Below are 20,100 nucleotides of genomic sequence, written 5' to 3' on the forward strand. Positions count from 1 at the left end.
GGTCGCGGTAGAATGCCAATGCTGCTTCGTAGCGCTCTAAGGCTTCGCTGCTGCGTTTGAGGAACTGCAAGACATCGCCGATTTCTAATAATGTATTAGCTTCACCCAAGCGAGCGCCTATGTCGCGGTAGAATGCCAATGCTGCTTCGTAGCGCTCTAAGGCTTCTGTTGCTTTATAAACTCGAAACTTCGCTTTCCCTGCCCAATAATAAACTTGTGCTTTAGCTGGTGTTGCCACTTGCTCTGCTGCAATCTGTTCTAATAATGTTGTAATCAGCGATTCTAGTTCGGCAACACGAAAATTATTGTTCCAGTTTTGGGCTAAATCTTTAAGCTCACTGCCTTTCCACTCCCGGTCAACTACAATCAAGTGATACAGCCATTCAATTTGAGTTTCTGGCTGTTCATTGGCACTGCCAAAATACTCGGCTGCTCGTTGCGACAACGTGATAAACTCATCACGATGTTCTTGCCGCAGATGTTTTAACATCAGATTTCGCGTCAAATCATGAACATTATGCCCTCTATCAGGAAACTCTTCCACAAAAGGTAAAGCTTGCAATTCTGTATAGAGTTGAGATGATTGGGTTTGCAATTCTGGGCGCAGTGCTGCCAAAATCTCTGCATTAAACCAGTGTGGTACTACCGCCGCCCATACAGCCGCAGCTAACTCAGGCGAAAGCGTTAAGAGAAAACTCTCCGTTACAATCCAAGAGCGTTCTTCGTCTGTTTGTGCCTTTGCCAGCTTCTCTAAGAATGAATTATTCACAGCCGTTTCCTCGCCATCGCGTGTAGCGTTTTTAAGGCTGTCATAGTTGCCGCAGGTTGACCTTTAGACAGTATCATTGCGGACTCAACTTGAAATTCATTCAGCGATAGTCCTTCATTTTGGGCATAATCACACCAGGCTTTCAATTCCAAAATCGCTTCCAAAGGACAAAAGTCATGTAAACCCATCCACTCAACTGTTGGTTCCGGAATCTCTTGTCCGGCAATTACCACAATCAGCTTTTTTATCTTGACAACTTGTCTTAAAAATTTGCCACTTAACCAGTTTGCCAGTTCAGTAGGAGCTTTTTGATAAGAATCAAACAAAAATATTAGCTTTTCAGGAATTTGCTCTAAGTCCTGAAAAAAGGCCTCTTGTACTTTAGCAAAGCGAATATCAAGTGCCAACTTATCTTCACCAGACAAAACCACACTTAACTGGTTATCTTTGCCAATCATTGTTGTGTCAGAGACTTCTATCCCTGAACTGAGATATTGCTCCATAGCAGCATTTAATCTGGGAAAACGTTTCTTTCCTAGATAGTCAGGTACACAATCAAAAATGTAGGCAATTCCTCGCTGTGCCGATTTGATATCTATGTCCACACACAATACATTTTTTTCAGGTAATGTGTGCTTAAACCTTGTTAGTAACCAAGTTTTGCCAAAACCAGATTCGGCTTTAATTAAAAGTATACGTTTGGCAACGCTTCCCTGCACCATCCGATTAAAAAGTAAAACTTCCTGTGTGCGATTAGCAATAATCATGGATTCGGAGGATTATTTTGCTGAGGAGAAGATGGAGGATTGGCATCATCTGTCACAGAAAACTCTTGGTTTTCACCGTCTATATCAGTATTTTCTACCCAAACGTCTCCTTTAGTAACTGTTGCTTTATTTCCCTTCCCTGTCATCCGTGTTCTTCTAACAACAGTTCCCGGATTTGTCCCTGGCTGAGGGGGAGTTGGTTGTGAAGACTGTCTACCCCAAGCGTTACCGAAGATGAGTTGAAGAATATTAACTAAAAAGGCTCCCACTAAGGCAGCACCAATCATTTGAACCAATCCTCTGACATTTGATGTTTTCGCAACTTCTCCAGATAACCATGCCCAAATTCCTGACAAGAGAGCAAGTTCAATTACTACAGCAATAACCAAGAACCAGCTACCCCGAAAGATTCTTAACGGGGGTAATTGATTAATCAGATATCCAGAAACGGCACCGATAAATGCAGGTACTAAAATTTGTAAAAGCTCGTTTGGCATAGCAAAACAAACTAATTTGGTTGCGATTTTGCTTAATTAGGCTGAATTTACTATACACCCTAGATATAGCGGTTCTCGAATGGAAGCAATACACTTTGACCTCTCTCCTAAAAGGCTAACGGTGTGTACACACAAGTCGAATTACCCCCCTTAATCCCCCCTTGTGAAGGGGGGAAACAATAGATTTTCGTTCCCTCCCCTTTATAAGGGGAGGGTTAGGGTGGGGTAATTCGAGGACTGGTAGTGATTCGATACCTTGTGCGTAAATCTTATTCATGGATAATCAAGTGCGATCGCTAATCCCAAAACGAAGAGATACAGAAGTAGCTTTTCCCACAGTAAGATAAAAAACAGCTCAAAAACTAAATTAGTATATTTAATACTAGAATTACAGATTAAACCTTAAAACTATTGGTACATGGTATGTCGCTCAATCCCAATCTGGATGAAATCCAGTTGACCAAAGACGATTACGAACGCTTCTCCCGACACCTAATTTTGCCGGAAGTAGGACTAGAAGGACAAAAGCGCCTAAAAGCTGCCAGTGTCGTGTGTATCGGTACAGGTGGACTAGGTGCACCACTACTTTTATATCTGGCGGCGGCGGGTATTGGACGTATCGGGATTGTCGATTTTGATGTTGTCGATACTTCTAACTTACAACGCCAAGTCATCCACGGTACATCCTGGGTAGGTAAACCTAAGATTGAATCGGCAAAAAACCGCATTCACGAGATTAACCCCTATTGTCAGGTTGATTTATACGAAACCCGCCTAACTTCCGAAAACGCTCTAGAAATCCTTGAACCTTACGATATCGTCGTGGATGGTACTGATAACTTCCCCACTAGATATCTAGTTAACGACGCTTGCGTATTGCTGAATAAGCCCAACGTCTACGGTTCAATTTTACGCTTTGAAGGGCAAGCTACTGTATTTAACTACCAAGGTGGGCCAAATTATCGTGACCTTTTCCCAGAACCACCACCACCAGGAATGGTTCCCTCTTGTGCAGAAGGTGGGGTATTGGGAATTTTGCCCGGAATTATTGGTTTAATTCAAGCAACGGAAACTGTCAAAATTATTCTGGGACAAGGTAATACCTTAAGTGGACGATTGCTACTATACAATGCCTTAGATATGAAATTCCGGGAGTTGAAGCTGCGTCCTAACCCAATTCGCCCTGTGATTGAAAAACTGATAGACTACGAACAATTCTGCGGAATTCCCCAAGCTAAGGCAGAGGAGGCTAAACAGCAGATGGAAATGCAAGAAATGACCGTTAAGGATTTGAAGGAGTTGCTAGATAGTGGTGCGAAGGATTTTGTACTGCTAGATGTCCGCAACCCCAATGAGTACGACATTGCTAAAATTCCTGGTTCAGTGTTAGTGCCCTTACCAGACATTGAAAATGGCAATGGCGTTGCCAAGGTGAAGGAAATATTAAACGGTCATCGCTTAATTGCTCATTGTAAGATGGGCGGGCGATCGGCAAAAGCCCTCGGCATTCTCAAAGAAGCTGGGATTGTTGGGACGAATGTCAAAGGCGGAATTACCGCTTGGAGCCGAGAAATTGATCCTTCTGTTCCAGAGTATTAAAAACGCATAGGCGCTTCTCTACGAGACGCTACGTGTAGCTTGCTTCCCCGTAGGGGTACGCCTTCCCGGAGGGTAGGAACGCAGAGGTACGCAGAGAATAATCTTTGCGTACCTCTAAGTTTACAACCTGACTTTCTTAATTATGAATGAGCTACAGGTTTAACTTGACCCAACAAACTGTGCAGTTTTTCGCCTTCAATGACCTCTGTTTCTAAGAGTTGAGTAGCGATCGCTTCTAGCAAGTCTCGGTTCTGTCTAAGAATCTCTAGGGCTTGCTCGTGGGCTGTTTCTACGATTTCCTTGACTTCGATATCAATAGCTTTCGCTGTGTCTTCACTCACCGCCCGCCGAGGATTAGGAGCACCATTACCCAAGAACATAGACTGTTGTCCTTGTTGGTAAGCTAATGGCCCTAAAACTTTGCTCATACCATAAGTTGTTACCATCCGTTCTGCCAAGTCAGTTGCTCGTTGCAAATCGTTGGAAGCACCGGTTGTAATACTGTTAAACACAATCTCTTCGGCGGAACGTCCACCTAACAAAGTCGCAATCTGACCCCGCAGTTCATCTTCATTCAGCAAAAAGCGGTCTTCAGTTGGTAATTGCAGAGTGTAACCCAAAGCTGCCATTCCCCGAGGAATAATCGAAATCTTTTCTACGCGACCGTTTCCTGTGGTTAGCGCCCCGACCATTGCGTGACCAACTTCATGGTAAGCAACAATCTTTTTCTCAGTCTCGTTCATCACTCGACTTTTCTTCTCTAAACCGGCGACTACCCGCTCAATTGCTTCAGCAAAGTCTTCTTGAGCAATCCTTTCACGCATATTACGCGCTGCTAATAGTGCCGCTTCATTTACCAAGTTTGCCAAATCTGCACCAGCAAAACCAGGGGTACGAGTAGCGATCGCTCTTAAATCTACATCATCTCCTAATTTTACCTTTTGAGCGTGAATCTTGAGAATTGCTTCCCGACCAGATAAATCGGGACGGTCTACCAACACCTGGCGGTCAAAGCGGCCTGGACGCAGCAATGCAGAGTCAAGGCTTTCGGGGCGGTTGGTAGCTGCTAGGACAATCACCGTTGCATCACCAGCTGCAAACCCATCCATCTCAGTTAGTAACTGGTTGAGAGTCTGTTCTCGCTCATCGTTACCACCGTAAAAGCCGTTACTGCTACGAGACTTACCGATTGCATCCAATTCATCAATGAATACAATACAAGGAGCCTGTTTCTTTGCCTGCTCAAACAAATCCCGCACTCTAGAAGATCCTACACCGACAAACAATTCTACAAACTCCGAACCAGAGATACTAAAGAATGGAACTCCTGCTTCTCCGGCTACGGCTTTCGCTAAAAGTGTCTTACCAGTACCCGGAGGCCCAACTAACAAAACACCTTTGGGAATCCTAGCGCCAATTTGTGTAAATCGTGCCGGAGTCTTGAGGAAATCCACAATTTCCACTAACTCAGTTTTTGCTTCTTCTACCCCAGCCACGTCTGCAAAGGTGATTTTACCTGATTCGCCTTCAACGTAAACTTTAGCTTTGCTCTTACCAATAGAAAGCGCACCTTGGGGGCCACCGCCACCACCACGGGCAACAAAGAACTGCCAAATACCAATAAAAATTAGTGGTGGAATCACCCAACTTAAGAGGGTTGTAAACCAAGTATTCTTGGGTGGAGGTGTAGCAGCGAATTCAACTCCCTTTTCTTCTAGCAGTTTAGGTAACTCTAAATCAAAGATTGGTGTAGTTGCAAACACCGGGCCCGGCTCGGCATTTTCTGCTTTTAGTTGGTAAATAATCTGGTTTTGACCAACGGAAACGCGGCTAACTTCCCCTTCTTGTACTTGATGTATAAATAAGCTGTAGGGAACACCAGTAGGGCCAGAGGCAAATAAACCAGGCGAAAATAGATTTAAGAGCAAAAATAGCCCGGATACTGCCAGTAATATATTAGCAATGATCCGAAAACGAGGTGACTTAGGCTGTTCTTTAATTGGCATTGAGGTTACTAATCCTTAAAATGAAACCCGTTAAAAATGTGACTTTCACAGAAAGTCTGTTATTTGCCATCCAAATAGTTGAAGCAGTAGCTCATACCATTTAACAAACAATTTGATACAGAAGTAAACCTTGAAAGCATTGCTGTATCTAAGTTTTTTAATTGCGAATTGGTATTATACTGTCTCCAACCAATCAAAAATTTGGGCTAACTGATCCAGTGTTACCAGTCCATACTGCCAGAGGGTCATAGCCAGAAAGTTTGGGGTTTGCTCACAATGTCGCAAAGCAAGAGAAATTGCTCCACTAGGAACACCCAACTCTTCTTTTAAGAAATGCACCAATTGATCTGTAGCTTTCATAAAAATGTTAAATAAGCTTTATTTCTGAGAGAGCTTAACTTGGGTGATGTAATGCCCAGGCTTGTTCAGTTTGTTTTTATCGTTAACAATACTAACGCTTCTCATAATTTCTCTCCTCTAGCAATGGTTGCAGAATTTTTTATTTATGTAACTAAACTTAACAATTAAATTAATCTTTGTGAACTAACGAGCAAATACGGTTTACCGTACTCAAAGAGTTAATATCACTTGAAATGAGAAAATTTTAGGAACGCGGATTTAATTAAACCTGAGTTCGACAGATTCCAAAGAACCCCTCTGCAAACCTCTCTCTGCTTCGGGGAGAGGTTCATTGATTTTACAACTTACCAGAGCGATCGCCTTTGCCAAAGTCATGTAAAGTTATCTGTGGTGCGATCGCTTCACTGTATTATCTCACCAGTTAAACCGTGACTTTAAATCCAGAAACTTTCTTCAGCAACATTGCAACTGAGACGATTCCCGTCAACTCTGTAGCGGCTCCCGTCAACTCTGTAGTGGCTCCCGTTAACTCTGTAGCGGCTCCCGTCAACTCTGTAGCGGCTCCCGTCAACTCTGTAGTGACTCTCGTCAACTCTGTAGCGGCTCCCGTTAACTCTGTAGTGACTCTCGTCAACTCTGTAGCGGTTCTCGTTAACTCTGTAGTGGCTCCCGTTAACTCTGTAGTGGCTCCCGTCACGATTGAGATGACTAATATTTAAAAATTGGTCATCTCAATCGTGATTTTGTGACTATATAGGTAATAAACCTACAATAGTTGTCACTAGAAGCTAGTTTCTACTTCTGATATCAAAATCGGTGAATCACTTATGATTACCGTATCTGTGGAAAAATCGGAAAAGCCTCTTTCCCCCTGCCTCCTATGCTCTAAATGATAAGTCTTTAGCCGGACATGATATGATTCCCTATTTTCCACCGGGACACACTTGCTGCAATCTTTGGGGAAGTTGCCGACACATCTGCTGAAATCCTTGAGGATTAATTTGCCACCAAGCAAATAATCCCAAACTTGTACCCCCCACAAGCAATGCCAAAACTCCCCCTAGCATTACCAAACGTTTACCCCGCTTAGGTTTTGTAATTAAAGTTGGTGGAATTTCAGGGCTTAAAACTGGTTCCTCTGAAAGATCCAAATCTAAATCCAAATCTAAATCCAAATCTAGCAAAGCTTGCGAACTTTCTGTAAAAGAAATTGGTTCTTCTAATTTCTCTAGTTCCTCTAATTCCTCTAGTTTTTCTTCCTCTGGTTCCTCTAATTCCTCTAGTTTTTCTTTCTCTGGTTCCTCTGTTTCTTCTTGTATCGCTGCTTCTATAATTTCTTCTGGCAACGCCGGAGTCACAGGTACTAAGTATTCTGGGGAGATACGGCAATAAGTGAGAACAACCGACGTATTATCATGCCCATTTTTTTCGTTTGCTAAGTTAATCCAGTTGCAAACAGCATCTTCAACTGTCAGTTCACCTTTTAACACGGGTATTGCATAATCTTGCCAAGATTGTTCCACCAAGTTTTTATCACTTAAACCATCAGAACAAAGTAGCAATATGCCATCTTCTTCCAGGATGAATCGCTGAATTTTGATACGCAAAGATTCTGCATCTCTAGTCCCCAATGCTTGAGTTAAGGCATTAGCATCTGCTCTCAAGAGTGCTTTTCGATACAAGCTTTTAGCAAAACGCACTTCTCGCGTTGCCACATCATCATCTACTGTCAGTAGCTGACAATAATTGCGAGTAATCCAATAAGCACGGCTATCGCCAACATTAGCCAAGTAAAGTTCATGAGTATTATTAGATTGCCAGCCAGTACTCGTCTGCACTCGTTGTGGAACTTGCAGCGCCATCACAATGGTTGTAGCCATGCGTTCTTTGCCTTGGCGTTTTTGTTCATTATTGCGGGCACTAATCAGATTATTTACCACCCGTAAGCTTGCTTCTAATTGTTCCTGCAATAACTCTGGTGGTACAAGTACAGCTTGTTCTCTAACCTCCTTAAGTAAAGCGCGGATTTGCAACTTTACAGACTGCACCGCTAACTTACTGGCAACCTCCCCGCCTTCATGTCCGCCAATGCCATCGCAAACAATCGACAAGTGAGGCAATAAAGGTTCATTGAAAGCGACGGGAAACTCCATCCCCTTGTCGGTGGAGAGGGACAGTTGCTCCGCCGCATGGGGCATTGGGGATTGGGCATTGGTAACTTCTTCCTCATGCCCGATGCCCGATTCCCCACGCCCAAAAACTCCATCTCCTTGTGAGTGGAGTTTGTTATCTAAGTCACTTACAGCATTTGGGTAGCAAGCGTCTTCATTTTGCGCCATAATTGGCCCAATATCTGTAGAGCCTGCCACCTTCAAAACTAGTGGCAATTCTGCCGCAGATGCTAGTAGTAAATTATTGAGTTGAATATTAATAGTCTCTAACTCAACCTCATCACACATCTGCTGGACTATGTTCTGTAACCCTTTGGCTACTGATGCCTTTGCAGACGCTACCCAAAACTGCCAACACTCCCCTAGATTTCGTAAACTCAGTTTCTCATCTGCTGGTGTTTGGTAAAGTTCCAATAGTCGCACACACCAACCTTGAACTCTCAAGTTGTCTACTACTAGTAAACTGCGGCTAAGTCCCAATTCTGATAAAGATGGCCAAAGTTGGAGAATTTGCCACAGCCAATAAACTTGTCGTACCGCCGTTGCTTGCTCCCATGCCTCAACAATAGTTGAATAGATATTTCCTTTCTCATCTATCGGCACATTTTCTAACAACAGAATATCAGTTGTATCTCCCTCAAAGTTACTAGCAAACCCATAAGCCTGGGGGAGATGTAATCGCTCTTGATATAATCGTAGGTAAGGAATTACTTCCGTTGGCAATTCTTCAGGTGCATCTGGCGGCAGTCCCGGTTGAGTATCCAGCCAAATCTGGGGACTAATTACCTCATATCTCTGTGCTACCCTCGTACCTGGTGAGATTTTGGCAGACAATGAGCCAGTAGCCCAAAGATAGCGGTGAACTAAAGGAGTTTGACAAGTGGCACAAACACTATCTCCAATCGGATTAATGGGGCTATTACAGCGTGGATTTATACAATAAATTATCAGTTGAGTAGAAATCATAAAGGTATAAATTTAACAAACAAATCAACTAATGAACTTCGATTAAGTTTAGCTGGCAAAGATTTGAAGGCTAGAATAGACTGGATTTGTGTACCGCTAGCTACATCTTGTTACTGAAATTAATCAAAATTATTGGTAAAAAGACCAAGTTTTGTTTTCTGTAAATAACTTACGTCTGGCTGTATCTAATCGTAGAAATGCATTTACGTCAATGTAGAGTTTAGGATGGCGCTATGCCAAGTTTTACTTTAATTTGGCTTCTGGCAGGAGCAGTACTGTGTTTAATGGAACTGTTGTTACCATCGGCGTTTGTTGCTTTGATGATGGGAATTAGCGCTTTGGTGGTGGCGCTGCTGTCTGGTGTGGGTTTGGCAAGTGTATGGTTGCAAATTGTAGTTTGGCTATTACTTTCCACATTACTAATCGTGCTTTCTCGTCGGTTTTTGCAACCGCGACAACGCAAATCAAAAATTCGGGATGCAGTCATAGCTGAAACTTTAACAGAAATTCTGCCTGGGAAAACAGGGCGGGTGCTGTATGAAGGAAATTCTTGGCAAGCACGATGTGACGATGACAAATTTACCGTACCACCTCATCAAAAAGTTTATGTGGTTAGGAGAGAAGGTACTACTTTGATTGTGATACCAGAAAATTTGTTGAATTCTTAGTCATTTGTCATTAGTTCTTCTTCCCCTGCTCCACTCCCCTTTCCTTTTGAGTCACATTTAATACTTAAAAATTAGGAGATTTACAATGGAACAGTTTTTTTTACTAATATTTTTAGCCCTTGGTGGTTCTGCCGTAGCGGGATCTGTGAAAGTCGTTAATCAAGGCAATCAAGCTTTGGTGGAAAGATTGGGTAGTTATAACAAAAAACTGGAACCAGGACTAAACTTTGTCGTCCCTTTCGTAGATAGAGTTGTCTACCGAGAAACTATCAAAGAAAAAGTTTTAGATATTCCTCCTCAACAGTGCATCACCCGTGACAACGTTGGCATTGAGGTAGATGCAGTGTTTTACTGGCGCATTGTGGATATGGAAAAAGCCTGGTATAAGGTAGAAAATCTCCAGTCGGCAATGGTAAATATGGTGCTGACTCAAATTCGCGCCGAAATGGGACAACTGGAGTTGGATCAAACCTTTACTGCTCGTTCCCATATCAGTGAGCTTTTATTACAGGATTTGGACGTTGCTACCGATCCTTGGGGTGTGAAAGTGACACGGGTAGAACTACGAGATATTATTCCGTCTCAGGCGGTGCGAGAATCGATGGAATTGCAAATGTCGGCAGAACGGCGCAGACGGGCAGCAATTTTAAATTCTGAAGGTGAACGCGAAGCTGCCATCAATAGCGCTAGAGGTAAAGCTGAGGCACAAATCTTGGATGCTGAAGCTCGTCAAAAATCGGTAATTTTGCAAGCAGAAGCCGAACAAAAGGCGATCATTTTGAAGGCTCAAGCTGAACGTCAGCAGCAGGTTTTGAAAGCCCAGGCGATCGCAGAATCATCAGAAATTATTGCCCAAAAGCTCCACAATAACCCTAATGCCAATAAAGCGGTGGAAGTTCTGTTTGCCTTGGGTTATCTCGATATGGGCGCGACAATTGGTAAAAGCGATAGCAGCAAGGTGATTTTTATAGATCCGCGCACCATCCCCGCTGCTTTAGAGGGCATACGTTCTGTCGTTTCAGATGGTCAGGTTAGCTCTAACGAATTGTTTTCTAAACAAATACCAGGATTAGAAAACAATCGCCCTAGTTAGAAGGGGTAGAAGGGGCATGAGGGGACAAGTTTCTTTCTTGTCTCTTGGTCTTTTCCCAATGACCAATGACTAATGACTAATGACTAATGATAATTAACCCAGAACAGGTCATCAACGCTATTATTGCGATCGCTAATCCTTTAATTAAGGAAAAAATTCAGCGCAATGAGACTGTAATTAAATTACTTCAGCAGTTTAATCTCGATCCAGAGCATCCACCAGCAGATTTTAGTGGGGTTTATGCATACACACTGGTAGAGTACGGTATTGGAAAACCTAAACCTTTTTTAGAACTTTTTCGCCAAGAATCAATAAAACAAGCTTTCCGCAAAGCATTGGATCATAATAACCCCTCAATTTTGCTTTCTGAGGTTGATGCTTGGCTTGATGCATACTCGTTGGGTGATGACATTAGAAGTTTGGGAATTGACATTAAACGGGAAATTGCCGCGTTTTATATTGTTTTTGCCGAAGTTGCTAAACGCACTCGCAACCCAGCAGATACACTTATGAGCCAACAAATTGGCTCTTTGCAAAAACGCATTGTAAATATCCAAGAAGTACTTGACAGGTTGCCGACGCTGGAAGGTATTCGTACAAAGATAGCGCGGTTGGCTGCACAAAATTCTCCCGCATTGCTGGAGGCCGAAACACCCATCGAAAATCAATGTCGAGCCATAGCCCTAGCTCAACAAATGCGCGGCTGGTTTGAAACCTTGGGCTACCGCTTTGAAAAGTATGAAATTTGGGGTGATTCATATTTTGAATGGATTATTAATGTGCCAACCCGGCGTAACCGATATGACCGCATCCTAATCCGGGGAATTGAAGGCGAAGTTGGACTCAAGGATGTAGCTGTTTTGCGTGCTTCTGTGGAGCAGCAGAGAACTGATGAAGGTTGGTTAGTAACAGCAAGACGAATTGCACGCGCGGCACGGAATGAAGTTGAAAAGGAGGAAAATCGCCATTTAGGTTGTTACACTTTTGACGAACTCATTGACCAAGATGCTGATTTTAGCGATTATCTTGATTGGTTGTCAGCAGAAATTATCCGGCGGCAAATAGATACAAGATACGTTCCTTTAGCCTGCACAAAAGAGGAAATTGACCCCGATACTAAGCAGCGAATCGGCATTAGTCATTATAGCGATCGCGATGGTTGGATTGATGGTTATATTGATGTGTGGTTGGACGATCCCGCCAAAGAGCATATTTCTATACTAGGAGAATTTGGTACGGGGAAAACTTGGTTTGCTTTCCATTATGCTTGGGTGGCATTGCAACGTTACCGAGATGCCCAAAAACGCGGTGTTGAGCGTCCCCGTTTGCCTTTGGTAATTACACTCCGGGATTTTGCCAAAGCAATAAATGTTGAGAACGTTTTAGCTGGGTTCTTTTTTACACAACATAATATCCGTTTAACTAGCGAAGTATTTGATCAGTTGAACGGCATGGGTAAATTGCTGCTAATTTTCGATGGTTTTGACGAAATGGCAGCAAAAGTTGACCGTCAGCAGATGATTAATAACTTCTGGGAACTGGCAAAAGTGGTGGTTCCCGGTGCCAAGGTTGTTTTAACTTGTCGCACCGAACATTTTCCCGACGCAAAGGAAGGACGCGCTTTACTCAATGCCGAGTTGCAAGCATCTACCAAGCAGTTGACGGGGGAAACACCACAGTTTGAAGTGCTGGAACTGGAGAAATTTAACGACGAGCAAATTCGACTGGTGTTGTCGCACCAAACGGAAGCTGCAACAGTTGAGCAAGTAATGGGAAATCCACAATTATTGGATTTAGCCCGTCGTCCGGTGATGACAGAGTTAATTTTGGAAGCTTTGCCAGATATTGAGGCGGGTAAACCTGTGGATATGTCGCGGGTTTACTTGTACGCGGTGCGGCGGAAAATGGAACGGGATATTAAGAGCGATCGCACGTTTACATCTTTGGCAGAAAAGTTATACTTTTTGTGCGAACTATCTTGGGAAATGCTGTCTAAAGATGAAATGAGCCTCAATTATCGGCTTTTCCCAGAACGCATTCGCCGCTTATTTGGTTCTGTAGTTCAAGAAGAGAAGGATTTAGACCACTGGCACTACGACATGATGGGGCAAACAATGCTCATTCGCAATGCTGATGGTGATTGTACTCCAGCGCATCGGTCTTTATTAGAGTTTTTTGTAGCGTATAAATTTGCAGCAGAGTTGGGAGCCTTAGCGAGTGATTTTACTGATTTAGCGCAGGTGCGGTTCCAAATAAATCATGATGTTGCGCCTGTTGATTATAGTTGGTCTACTTATTTCAGTTGTCAGGTAGATGTGGCTGGGGAGATTTTACCAACTGCGGCATTGAAAGGATTTGTGAGTGAATCGTTGGAGAAGTTAAGGGTGACTTTTGGTAAAGCACCTTTAACAAAAGCCGTGATGGATTTGTTAGTAGGGATGATTGATGTTGAGCTTAAGGAATCGGTAGTTAAGGTTATTGAGGAGACGCGGGGAAAAAGTGAGGATGAGGTTGGTTATGTTGGGGGAAACGCAGCAACAGTTTTGATAAAGGTTGATAAGTTTGCTTTGGATGGAAGAGATTTAAGCGGCACTGTGCTTAAAGGTGCTGATTTTACTGAGGCTAGCTTGCGTCATGTTAATTTTGCACAAGCAAATTTGATTGACAGCACTTTTACTAGACTATTGGGTGCAATTTCTTCAGTTGCGTATAGTTTTGATAGTCAATTTGTAGCTACTGGTGATGGTGAAGGCATTGTTCGTATATGGAAAGTTTCTACTAGCGAGGAAATTTTGACTTGTAATGGACATACTGGCGGAATACTTTCGGTTGACTTTAGTCACGATAGTAATAAAGTTGCTAGCAGTAGTCACGATGGGACAATCAGGCTATGGGATATCCGCACTGGTAAATGTTTAATAATTTTACAAGGACACAATAGTTCTATAAATTCAGTTTCTTTCTGTCCTCAAGGTAAGATTCTTGCTAGTGGCAGTTTTGATAATACAGTGAGATTATGGGATATTCAAACTGGTAAATGCTTACAGATTTTGCAGGGGCATACTAATTCAGTATACTCAATTGCATTTAGTCCAGATGGTGAGATGCTGGCTAGTAGTGGTTTTGAACACACGATCAAATTATGGAATATTAAAACTAGCCAATGCTTAAAAACTTTAGAAGGACATAGAAATTCTGTAAAATCAGTTGCTTTTAGTCCAGATGGTAAGATGCTTGCAAGTGGTAGTTATGATGAGACTGTAAGATTATGGAACGTGAATACAGGCGAATGTAAGTTAACTTTGCAAGGGCATAATACATTAGTAGTTGCTTTTAGCCCTGATAGTAAGATAATTGCTACTACCGGCCACCAAACTATCAGATTTTGGGATGTAAAAATAGGTAAATGTTTCAAAATATTGGAGGGGCATTTCAATTCAGTACGTTCAATTGCTTTTAGTCCAGATGGAGATACTCTTGTTAGCGGTAGTTATGACAAGACAGTGAGATTTTGGGATGTTGCTACAGGTGAATGCCAAAAACTTTTACAGGGACACAGTATTTGGGTAAACTCTGTCGCTTTTAGTTTAAATGGTGAAATCATTGTTAGTGCAGATGATGAGACAACAGTAAAATTATGGAATGTTGGTACTGGTAAATCTGTAAAAATTTTACAAGGTCACACCAATTGGGTGCAATCAGTTGCTATTGACAGAGATGGTGAAATAATTGCTAGCGGTAGTGTTGATACAACAGTCAGATTATGGAATTTCCGCACAGGACAATGCTTGAACATTTTGCGGGGACACAGTGATTGGGTACGATCAATCGTTTTCTGCCCAAATGCTCAGATACTAGCTAGTGGTAGTGTTGACGGAAGTGTAAGATTATGGGATACAAAACTTGGAGAATGCTGGAAAATTTTTGAAGATAATCACTCAATCCGCTCAGTTGCATTCAGTCCCGATGGTGAAACATTAGCTATTAGTAATTCTGGCGGAGAAGTGAAGCTATGGAACATCTATACGAGCCAATGTCTTAAAACATTAGAAATCGGAAACGGCCCTTGGACACGTTCAATTGCTTTCAGTGCGGATGGTAAACTTTTAGCTAGTGGTACTCTTAATGAAAGCGTTGGGTTATGGTGTCCCTTCACGGGTGAATGCTGGAAAACTTTACAAGGTCACACCAAATCAGTATCGGCAGTTGCTTTTAGTCCAGATGGTAAAACTTTAGCGAGTGGTGCAGACGACCAAAGTGTAATACTTTGGGATATAAGCAGTGGTAAATATCTTAAAATTTTAAAAGGTCATTCTCTTTGGATTCGTTCAGTTGCTTTTAGTCTGGATAGTAAAATGCTTGCTAGTTGTAGTGGTGATGGCACAATAATGCTTTGGGAGACTAGCACAGGTAATTGCATAAGAACCCTTAGACCAAAAAGACCTTACGAAGATATGAACATTACAGGCGTTACAGGTTTAACTGAATCTAAAAAAGCAACTCTCAAAGCATTAGGTGCTATGGAATATGAAGTTTAATATTTTTAGCCTATTGCACTTCTGCTAATTGTGGAGTCAATGCAATTAAGGAAAGTTGATTTACCACAGTAACAAAACCTCAACTCCTAAAACCTCAGCACTTGTTGCTAAAGCTTCATCAGCCGTTACCAATTGAATATCATTTTGAAATGTAATTGTCAAATGTAGAGCATCCAGTGTACGCAATGGTGTATCAAACCGACTAATCCACTCACGCGCTAAATTATAGTGAACTGTTTCCACCGCAATTTGAGTATAAAATCCACTATCCAAATCTGCTTGGAAACTTTCTACAATGGCTATTGCATCTTGCTGAGATATTTCTTGCATTCTGACTCGACGCGATAACGCAGAAACGAGTTCAACCTCAACCAACTGACTCAAACCTACTTCAGTTTCATTGAGTAGTAATTGTTCAACTGCATCGCTTAAAGCTTCTGTCCAATACAAAGGAGCGATAACGCTTGTATCTAAATAAATCAACGACGTTCCTCTATACGTGCATTTATGACAGTTGTACTCAATGACTCACCCTTAATCCCAAGAGAATCACGAAATTGTTTCATACTTGCTAATCGTTCTTCTTTTGGTAGCGGAGGAACTAAACGAGCTACAGCTTTATCTTGCTCTAGCAAAATTACTTCTTCTCCCCTAGCTACTTGTTCCAAGAGAGATTTTAAATTCATAGCTGCTTCTTCAACGCTAATTCTCAACACTGCATTACTCCTGTAGTTAAGCTTGAAGATCAAAGAAAATTTCCTGCTCACATCATTTCTTTATAGAAATTCACATTATTAGCCTGTATAAGCAGGCTTTTTTCTAGTAGCCACGGGCTTGAGTCTGTGGAAAAATGAAATGCAACATAACATAAAATGGGTATGATTATTGACTAATTTCACTAGCTTGATTTACCTGGCATTGATTGCACAACCCAAAAAACTCTAAGGTGTGGTAAAAAACTTTAAACTTATGGCTGGATTTTAACTGGTCTTCTAGGTCATGAACGGGGCATTGATTAATCGGAATTGAGACACCGCATTGCAAGCAAGTAAGGTGGTGTTTGTCTTGCTGCGCTAGACTATAGAGGGCTTCACCGTTAGCCAAATTTCGCACTTGTACCATGCCTTCGAGTTTTAAGGCTTCTAGGGAACGGTAAACTGTTGCTAAACCCATGCTCTGATTTGTGTTACGTAGTTCTACGTAAATATCTTGAGCGGAAATGCCTTTTTTGATGGTTTTCAGTAGATTGAAAATACGCTCTTGACTGCGGGTGCGTATGACTCTCATAGATAATTATTTTAATATGCCACTGTAGTTGAAGCTGTTAGATAGGCTAATTGATCAATTAACTTTAACGGCTTCGTAATCTTATTTTCACTCAGTTGGAACAGAAAGTTATAGTATAGCGATCGCAGCATTCAGCAAAAGCCCGTGCAAACCAAGTATCTAGCCAAAATTTTCGTGACGCTTCGTCCTTCAGTCTTAGACCCTGCTGGCGTAGCTGTACAATCCGGTCTTAAGCAAATGGGATACGAGAACGTTGACCAGGTGCGGATTGGTAAGTACATTGAACTCACCATTACTTCGTCTGATGAGAAAAAAGCTCGTCAAGACCTCGATCGCATTTGTGACCAAATGTTAGCAAATCCCGTGATTGAAAATTATCGCTTTGATTTGATTGAGGTCGAAACCCAAACGGGAGTCTTTTAGGGATTAGGCATGGAGAAGAGGACAAGGGGACAAGGAGAATTGGGGACAAGGGGAAAGACTTGTTGCAAGTTCTAACTTTTGTCCCCTTGTCCCCCTGCTCCCCCTGCCTCCCCTGCTTCCCCTGCCTCCCCCACTCCCCACTCCCCACTCCCTTTGATTAATCATGAAATTCGGTGTTATTGTTTTTCCCGGTTCTAATTGCGATCGCGATGTTGCTTATGTAACCAGAGACTTGTTGGGGCAACCGACTCGCATGGTTTGGCATCAAGAAACAGATATTGCTGATTTAGATGTCGTTATTATCCCTGGTGGCTTTAGTTACGGGGATTATCTGCGCTGCGGTGCGATCGCGCGTTTTTCACCCGTGATGCAACAGGTTATTGAACATGCCCAAAAGGGTAAGTTTGTAATCGGTATTTGCAACGGTTTTCAGGTATTAACTGAAGCTGGACTTTTGCCAGGGGTGTTGACTAGAAATCGAGATTTACATTTTATTTGCGATCGCGCCCCCTTGAAAGTTGAGCGGACTAATCTCCCTTGGACGCAAGCTTATACGACTGGTGAAGTTATCACTTTGCCCATTGCCCACGGAGAGGGTCAATTCTACGCTAACGCAGCCACTCTGGCAGAAATTGAAGATAACGGGCAAGTTGTGTTTCGCTATGAAGGGGAGAATCCCAACGGTTCAGTCAATAACATTGCCGGAATTTGCGATCGCCAGGGCAATGTGTTGGGGATGATGCCGCACCCAGAAAGAGCCTCTGACGCGATGCTAGGGAATAGCGATGGCTTGAGGCTGTTTCAGGGATTGTTGGAGAAGGTAGCGGCATTAGCCTAGTACCGCAGGGCGGAAGTCAAAAGTCAAAAGCCAAAAGTTTTATATATCAAGACTTTTGTAAGTTTTAAAATGGTAGTTTGATTTTTACCGCGCTGTACTAGTAGTCTGTCAATAAAAGACCTCTTGCAAAAATCTCTAACACCCCACCCCCAACCCCTCCCCGCTTGCGGGGCTACGGTGTACACACAAGTTATCGAATCACTACCAGTCCTCGAATTACCCCACCCTAACCCTCCCCTTATAAAGGGGAAGGAACTAGATAGATTTCTTTTTCCCCCCTTAGAAAGGGGGGATTAAGGGGGGTAATTCGACTTGTGTGTACACCGTAGGCTTGCGAGGAAGGGAGCGTTTGCGTTAGCAAATGCGGGGTGGGGTTCTTCGGGTTAATAAGCAATCAAGCGGACATAATATTAACGTACCTCTTTAAGGGTATCAATTTGCTTGGTAAACAATTCAGTGAATAAACTAAGCACAGTCCGTTCTTCGCGTACTTTTATATTGGCACTAATTGACATACCTGATTGTAACTTGACGTTTTTCCCCTTAATCACTAAGAATTGTCTATCTAAATGGAGCTTTGCTGGAAATCTATAAAACTGATGTGTTTGATCTGGTGGTAATGCGTCTGATCCTATCCCATCCACTTCCCCTTTGATATCGCCAAATTCGCTGTAAGGAAAAGAGTCAATTCTGACATCTACCTTCATTCCTTTTCGGACGAAACCAATATCTTTGTTAGTAATGAAAACTTCAGCTATATAGTTTTCATTTGGGACTATTTGCATCAGTTTTGTAGTCGGAGTCGCTACGAATCCAGGGTTTTTTGCTTGTAAATCAAAAACTGTTCCGGCTACAGGCGCACGGAGTTCTTGATATTTAACATTTAACTGGGCTTGAGATATTTTACTATTGACATCTGCCAAACGTTGTTCATTATCTAAAATAACCTTCATGAATTGGCTATCGATTTCGGCAATGCGCTGTTTGTTATCAGCTATCTTATCCAAAATGTTTTTATCAGAAAGAGCCACTGTATTGCTTAACTCTTGTTGCCCTTTTTGTATATCAAACTGGAGACGTTTTTCTTCCTCGCCCAATTGCGCCACTTCTGCTGTGCGGTTTTGTACTTCTTGCTGTTGGTTGAGATACTGAAGCTGAGAAATACCACCTTGTTCTGCTAATATCTTAAGTTTAGCTAAAATCCCCTCTTGAATCGCTAAACTTGCTTTACTATCTTCCAGCTTATATTTGTTTTGAGCGAGTTGTTTTTTGGTTTTTTCTACTTCTAATTGCGCTGCCAAGGAGCGAGAGTCTAATTCTTTTTTGGCAACTTGTAGAAGTTGTTGTTCATCAATCCCTAGTGCGGAACCACTACCAGAATTTTTTAATTGAGTCCGTAATAATTCGTTTTCTCCTACTAACGTTGCCCGACTTTTCAGCAGAAAAGCAGCTTCTTGTGGCAAATTACTGCGTAAATATAACAGTTCAGAACCACTGGTGTTAGTTGCCATCATCAATTGGCGATAAATTTGGTTTTCTTTAATTAATGCAATGCGAATTTTCTTCAAAGAATCTAATTCAGCAACAGAAGCGATGGAATCAAAAGTTAGCAATAAATCTCCTGCCTTTACCTCTTGCCCATCTTTAACATTAACTGTTTTCACGACTCCACTAACAGGAGCCTGAACTTCTTTGACTGTTCCTTCAGGCTTTAATTGCCCTGTTGCTGGCACTACTTGCTCAATTTTGGCAAAATAAGCCCAAGCAATCCCAAAGCAGGCTAATGCCATTAGAGTGATCATAATTGTACGCGACCACATTGGAGATTGGCGCAAGACAATAGATTGCTCAAATTCCTGACTACTTGAGTTGATTAAAGACTGTTGAGCAGCTTTCTGTTGTTTTGTAAGGACTAATGAATCTTGCTTGACTCCATTTTTGTGATTGCCGTTGATGTGATTCCCATTAAGTTGAGTCATAACGATTTTAGATTTTGGATTTTAGATTTTGGATTTTTTGTAGAGTCGGCATTCTTTACCAATGCGAAAACCTTAATTTTGATATTTTGTGACAGTACCTACCCTACAGTTATTGCTATATCTATAAAATGTTAGTCAA

Annotated in this window: 17 protein-coding genes; 7 read left to right on the forward strand and 10 right to left on the reverse strand. The window is 42.2% G+C overall.

Annotated features, from left to right (window positions below; all coding sequences use genetic code 11):
- From RMZ43_RS00175 to RMZ43_RS00185, 3 genes are all read right to left on the reverse strand, one after another.
- Nucleotides 1-769 (reverse strand): tetratricopeptide repeat protein (locus tag RMZ43_RS00175; protein WP_428850682.1); only part of this gene is annotated, 769 nt, incomplete at its 3' end.
- Nucleotides 766-1,536, reverse strand: coding sequence for a hypothetical protein (locus RMZ43_RS00180; RefSeq protein ID WP_322652945.1), 771 nt, complete (start codon nucleotides 1,534-1,536; stop codon nucleotides 766-768). The genes RMZ43_RS00180 and RMZ43_RS00175, both read right to left, overlap by 4 nt.
- The gene (locus RMZ43_RS00185) at nucleotides 1,533-2,033 is read right to left on the reverse strand and encodes a hypothetical protein (protein WP_322652946.1); all 501 of its coding nucleotides are present in this window, start codon (nucleotides 2,031-2,033) and stop codon (nucleotides 1,533-1,535) included. Before RMZ43_RS00185 ends, RMZ43_RS00180 begins: the two co-directional genes overlap by 4 nt.
- Before the next feature lie 423 nt (nucleotides 2,034-2,456).
- On the opposite strand from RMZ43_RS00185, the gene moeB reads away from it, so the two are divergent.
- Nucleotides 2,457-3,632 (forward strand): molybdopterin-synthase adenylyltransferase MoeB, encoded by a 1,176-nt coding sequence (moeB, locus tag RMZ43_RS00190; RefSeq protein ID WP_322645605.1) that lies wholly within the window; start codon nucleotides 2,457-2,459, stop codon nucleotides 3,630-3,632.
- Between the two features lie 140 nt (nucleotides 3,633-3,772).
- Here moeB and ftsH4 read toward each other — a convergent pair whose 3' ends face one another.
- Nucleotides 3,773-5,638, reverse strand: coding sequence for an ATP-dependent zinc metalloprotease FtsH4 (gene ftsH4, locus RMZ43_RS00195; RefSeq protein WP_322645606.1), 1,866 nt, complete (start codon nucleotides 5,636-5,638; stop codon nucleotides 3,773-3,775).
- Between the two features lie 174 nt (nucleotides 5,639-5,812).
- Nucleotides 5,813-5,998: a DUF2949 domain-containing protein gene (locus tag RMZ43_RS00200; protein ID WP_322645607.1), complete on the reverse strand. Its 186-nt coding sequence runs from the start codon at nucleotides 5,996-5,998 to the stop codon at nucleotides 5,813-5,815.
- 428 nt (nucleotides 5,999-6,426) lie between these two features.
- On the opposite strand from RMZ43_RS00200, the gene RMZ43_RS00205 reads away from it, so the two are divergent.
- The gene (locus RMZ43_RS00205) at nucleotides 6,427-6,717 is read left to right on the forward strand and encodes a hypothetical protein (protein WP_322652947.1); all 291 of its coding nucleotides are present in this window, start codon (nucleotides 6,427-6,429) and stop codon (nucleotides 6,715-6,717) included.
- A gap of 204 nt (nucleotides 6,718-6,921) precedes the next feature.
- On the opposite strand, the gene RMZ43_RS00210 is transcribed toward RMZ43_RS00205, so the two are convergent.
- On the reverse strand, nucleotides 6,922-9,135 hold the full coding sequence (locus tag RMZ43_RS00210) for a protein phosphatase 2C domain-containing protein (protein ID WP_322652948.1): 2,214 nt from the start codon (nucleotides 9,133-9,135) through the stop codon (nucleotides 6,922-6,924).
- Between the two features lie 233 nt (nucleotides 9,136-9,368).
- On the opposite strand from RMZ43_RS00210, the gene RMZ43_RS00215 reads away from it, so the two are divergent.
- The 3 genes from RMZ43_RS00215 (at nucleotide 9,369) to RMZ43_RS00225 (ending at nucleotide 15,434) form a co-directional block, all read left to right on the forward strand.
- Nucleotides 9,369-9,803, forward strand: a complete 435-nt coding sequence (locus RMZ43_RS00215) for an NfeD family protein (protein WP_322645610.1) — start codon at nucleotides 9,369-9,371, stop codon at nucleotides 9,801-9,803.
- An 85-nt stretch (nucleotides 9,804-9,888) separates the two neighbouring features.
- A complete protein-coding gene (locus tag RMZ43_RS00220) occupies nucleotides 9,889-10,896 on the forward strand; it encodes an SPFH domain-containing protein (RefSeq protein WP_322645611.1) in 1,008 nt (335 codons plus the stop codon).
- Between the two features lie 86 nt (nucleotides 10,897-10,982).
- The gene (locus RMZ43_RS00225; protein ID WP_322652949.1) at nucleotides 10,983-15,434 is read left to right on the forward strand and encodes an NACHT domain-containing protein; all 4,452 of its coding nucleotides are present in this window, start codon (nucleotides 10,983-10,985) and stop codon (nucleotides 15,432-15,434) included.
- A gap of 60 nt (nucleotides 15,435-15,494) precedes the next feature.
- Here the strand turns inward: RMZ43_RS00225 and RMZ43_RS00230 are convergent, their stop codons facing one another.
- The 3 genes from RMZ43_RS00230 to RMZ43_RS00240 all read right to left on the reverse strand — a co-directional run bounded on the left by RMZ43_RS00230 (nucleotide 15,495) and on the right by RMZ43_RS00240 (nucleotide 16,721).
- Nucleotides 15,495-15,917, reverse strand: a complete 423-nt coding sequence (locus RMZ43_RS00230) for a type II toxin-antitoxin system VapC family toxin (protein ID WP_322652950.1) — start codon at nucleotides 15,915-15,917, stop codon at nucleotides 15,495-15,497.
- A complete protein-coding gene (locus RMZ43_RS00235; protein WP_428850683.1) occupies nucleotides 15,914-16,150 on the reverse strand; it encodes a type II toxin-antitoxin system Phd/YefM family antitoxin in 237 nt (78 codons plus the stop codon). Before RMZ43_RS00235 ends, RMZ43_RS00230 begins: the two co-directional genes overlap by 4 nt.
- A gap of 166 nt (nucleotides 16,151-16,316) precedes the next feature.
- Entirely contained in the window at nucleotides 16,317-16,721 is a 405-nt protein-coding gene (locus tag RMZ43_RS00240; RefSeq protein ID WP_322652952.1) for a Fur family transcriptional regulator, read from the reverse strand.
- Between the two features lie 144 nt (nucleotides 16,722-16,865).
- Between RMZ43_RS00240 and purS the strand changes: the two genes are divergently transcribed.
- Nucleotides 16,866-17,144: a phosphoribosylformylglycinamidine synthase subunit PurS gene (gene purS, locus RMZ43_RS00245; RefSeq protein ID WP_100897184.1), complete on the forward strand. Its 279-nt coding sequence runs from the start codon at nucleotides 16,866-16,868 to the stop codon at nucleotides 17,142-17,144.
- A 163-nt stretch (nucleotides 17,145-17,307) separates the two neighbouring features.
- Complete coding sequence (gene purQ, locus RMZ43_RS00250) at nucleotides 17,308-17,982, forward strand: phosphoribosylformylglycinamidine synthase subunit PurQ (RefSeq protein ID WP_322652953.1); 675 nt, start codon at nucleotides 17,308-17,310, stop codon at nucleotides 17,980-17,982.
- Nucleotides 17,983-18,392: 410 nt separating this feature from the next.
- Here purQ and RMZ43_RS00255 read toward each other — a convergent pair whose 3' ends face one another.
- Nucleotides 18,393-19,961, reverse strand: coding sequence for an HlyD family efflux transporter periplasmic adaptor subunit (locus RMZ43_RS00255; protein ID WP_322652954.1), 1,569 nt, complete (start codon nucleotides 19,959-19,961; stop codon nucleotides 18,393-18,395).
- Nucleotides 19,962-20,100 lie beyond the last annotated feature (139 nt).

The sequence above is a fragment of the Nostoc sp. CmiVER01 genome (genome assembly GCF_034531135.2).
GTDB lineage: Bacteria > Cyanobacteriota > Cyanobacteriia > Cyanobacteriales > Nostocaceae > Nostoc.

Excerpts from the sequence above, each read along its gene's own strand:
- RMZ43_RS00180 (WP_322652945.1), bottom strand. The coding sequence starts at position 1,536 with ATGATTATTGCTAATCGCACACAGGAAGTTTTACTTTTTAATCGGATG.
- RMZ43_RS00185 (WP_322652946.1), bottom strand. The coding sequence starts at position 2,033 with ATGCCAAACGAGCTTTTACAAATTTTAGTACCTGCATTTATCGGTGCC.
- moeB (WP_322645605.1), top strand. The coding sequence starts at position 2,457 with ATGTCGCTCAATCCCAATCTGGATGAAATCCAGTTGACCAAAGACGAT.
- ftsH4 (WP_322645606.1), bottom strand. The coding sequence starts at position 5,638 with ATGCCAATTAAAGAACAGCCTAAGTCACCTCGTTTTCGGATCATTGCT.
- RMZ43_RS00200 (WP_322645607.1), bottom strand. The coding sequence starts at position 5,998 with ATGAAAGCTACAGATCAATTGGTGCATTTCTTAAAAGAAGAGTTGGGT.
- RMZ43_RS00210 (WP_322652948.1), bottom strand. The coding sequence starts at position 9,135 with ATGATTTCTACTCAACTGATAATTTATTGTATAAATCCACGCTGTAAT.
- RMZ43_RS00215 (WP_322645610.1), top strand. The coding sequence starts at position 9,369 with ATGCCAAGTTTTACTTTAATTTGGCTTCTGGCAGGAGCAGTACTGTGT.
- RMZ43_RS00220 (WP_322645611.1), top strand. The coding sequence starts at position 9,889 with ATGGAACAGTTTTTTTTACTAATATTTTTAGCCCTTGGTGGTTCTGCC.
- RMZ43_RS00225 (WP_322652949.1), top strand. The coding sequence starts at position 10,983 with ATGATAATTAACCCAGAACAGGTCATCAACGCTATTATTGCGATCGCT.
- RMZ43_RS00240 (WP_322652952.1), bottom strand. The coding sequence starts at position 16,721 with ATGAGAGTCATACGCACCCGCAGTCAAGAGCGTATTTTCAATCTACTG.
- purQ (WP_322652953.1), top strand. The coding sequence starts at position 17,308 with ATGAAATTCGGTGTTATTGTTTTTCCCGGTTCTAATTGCGATCGCGAT.
- RMZ43_RS00255 (WP_322652954.1), bottom strand. The coding sequence starts at position 19,961 with ATGACTCAACTTAATGGGAATCACATCAACGGCAATCACAAAAATGGA.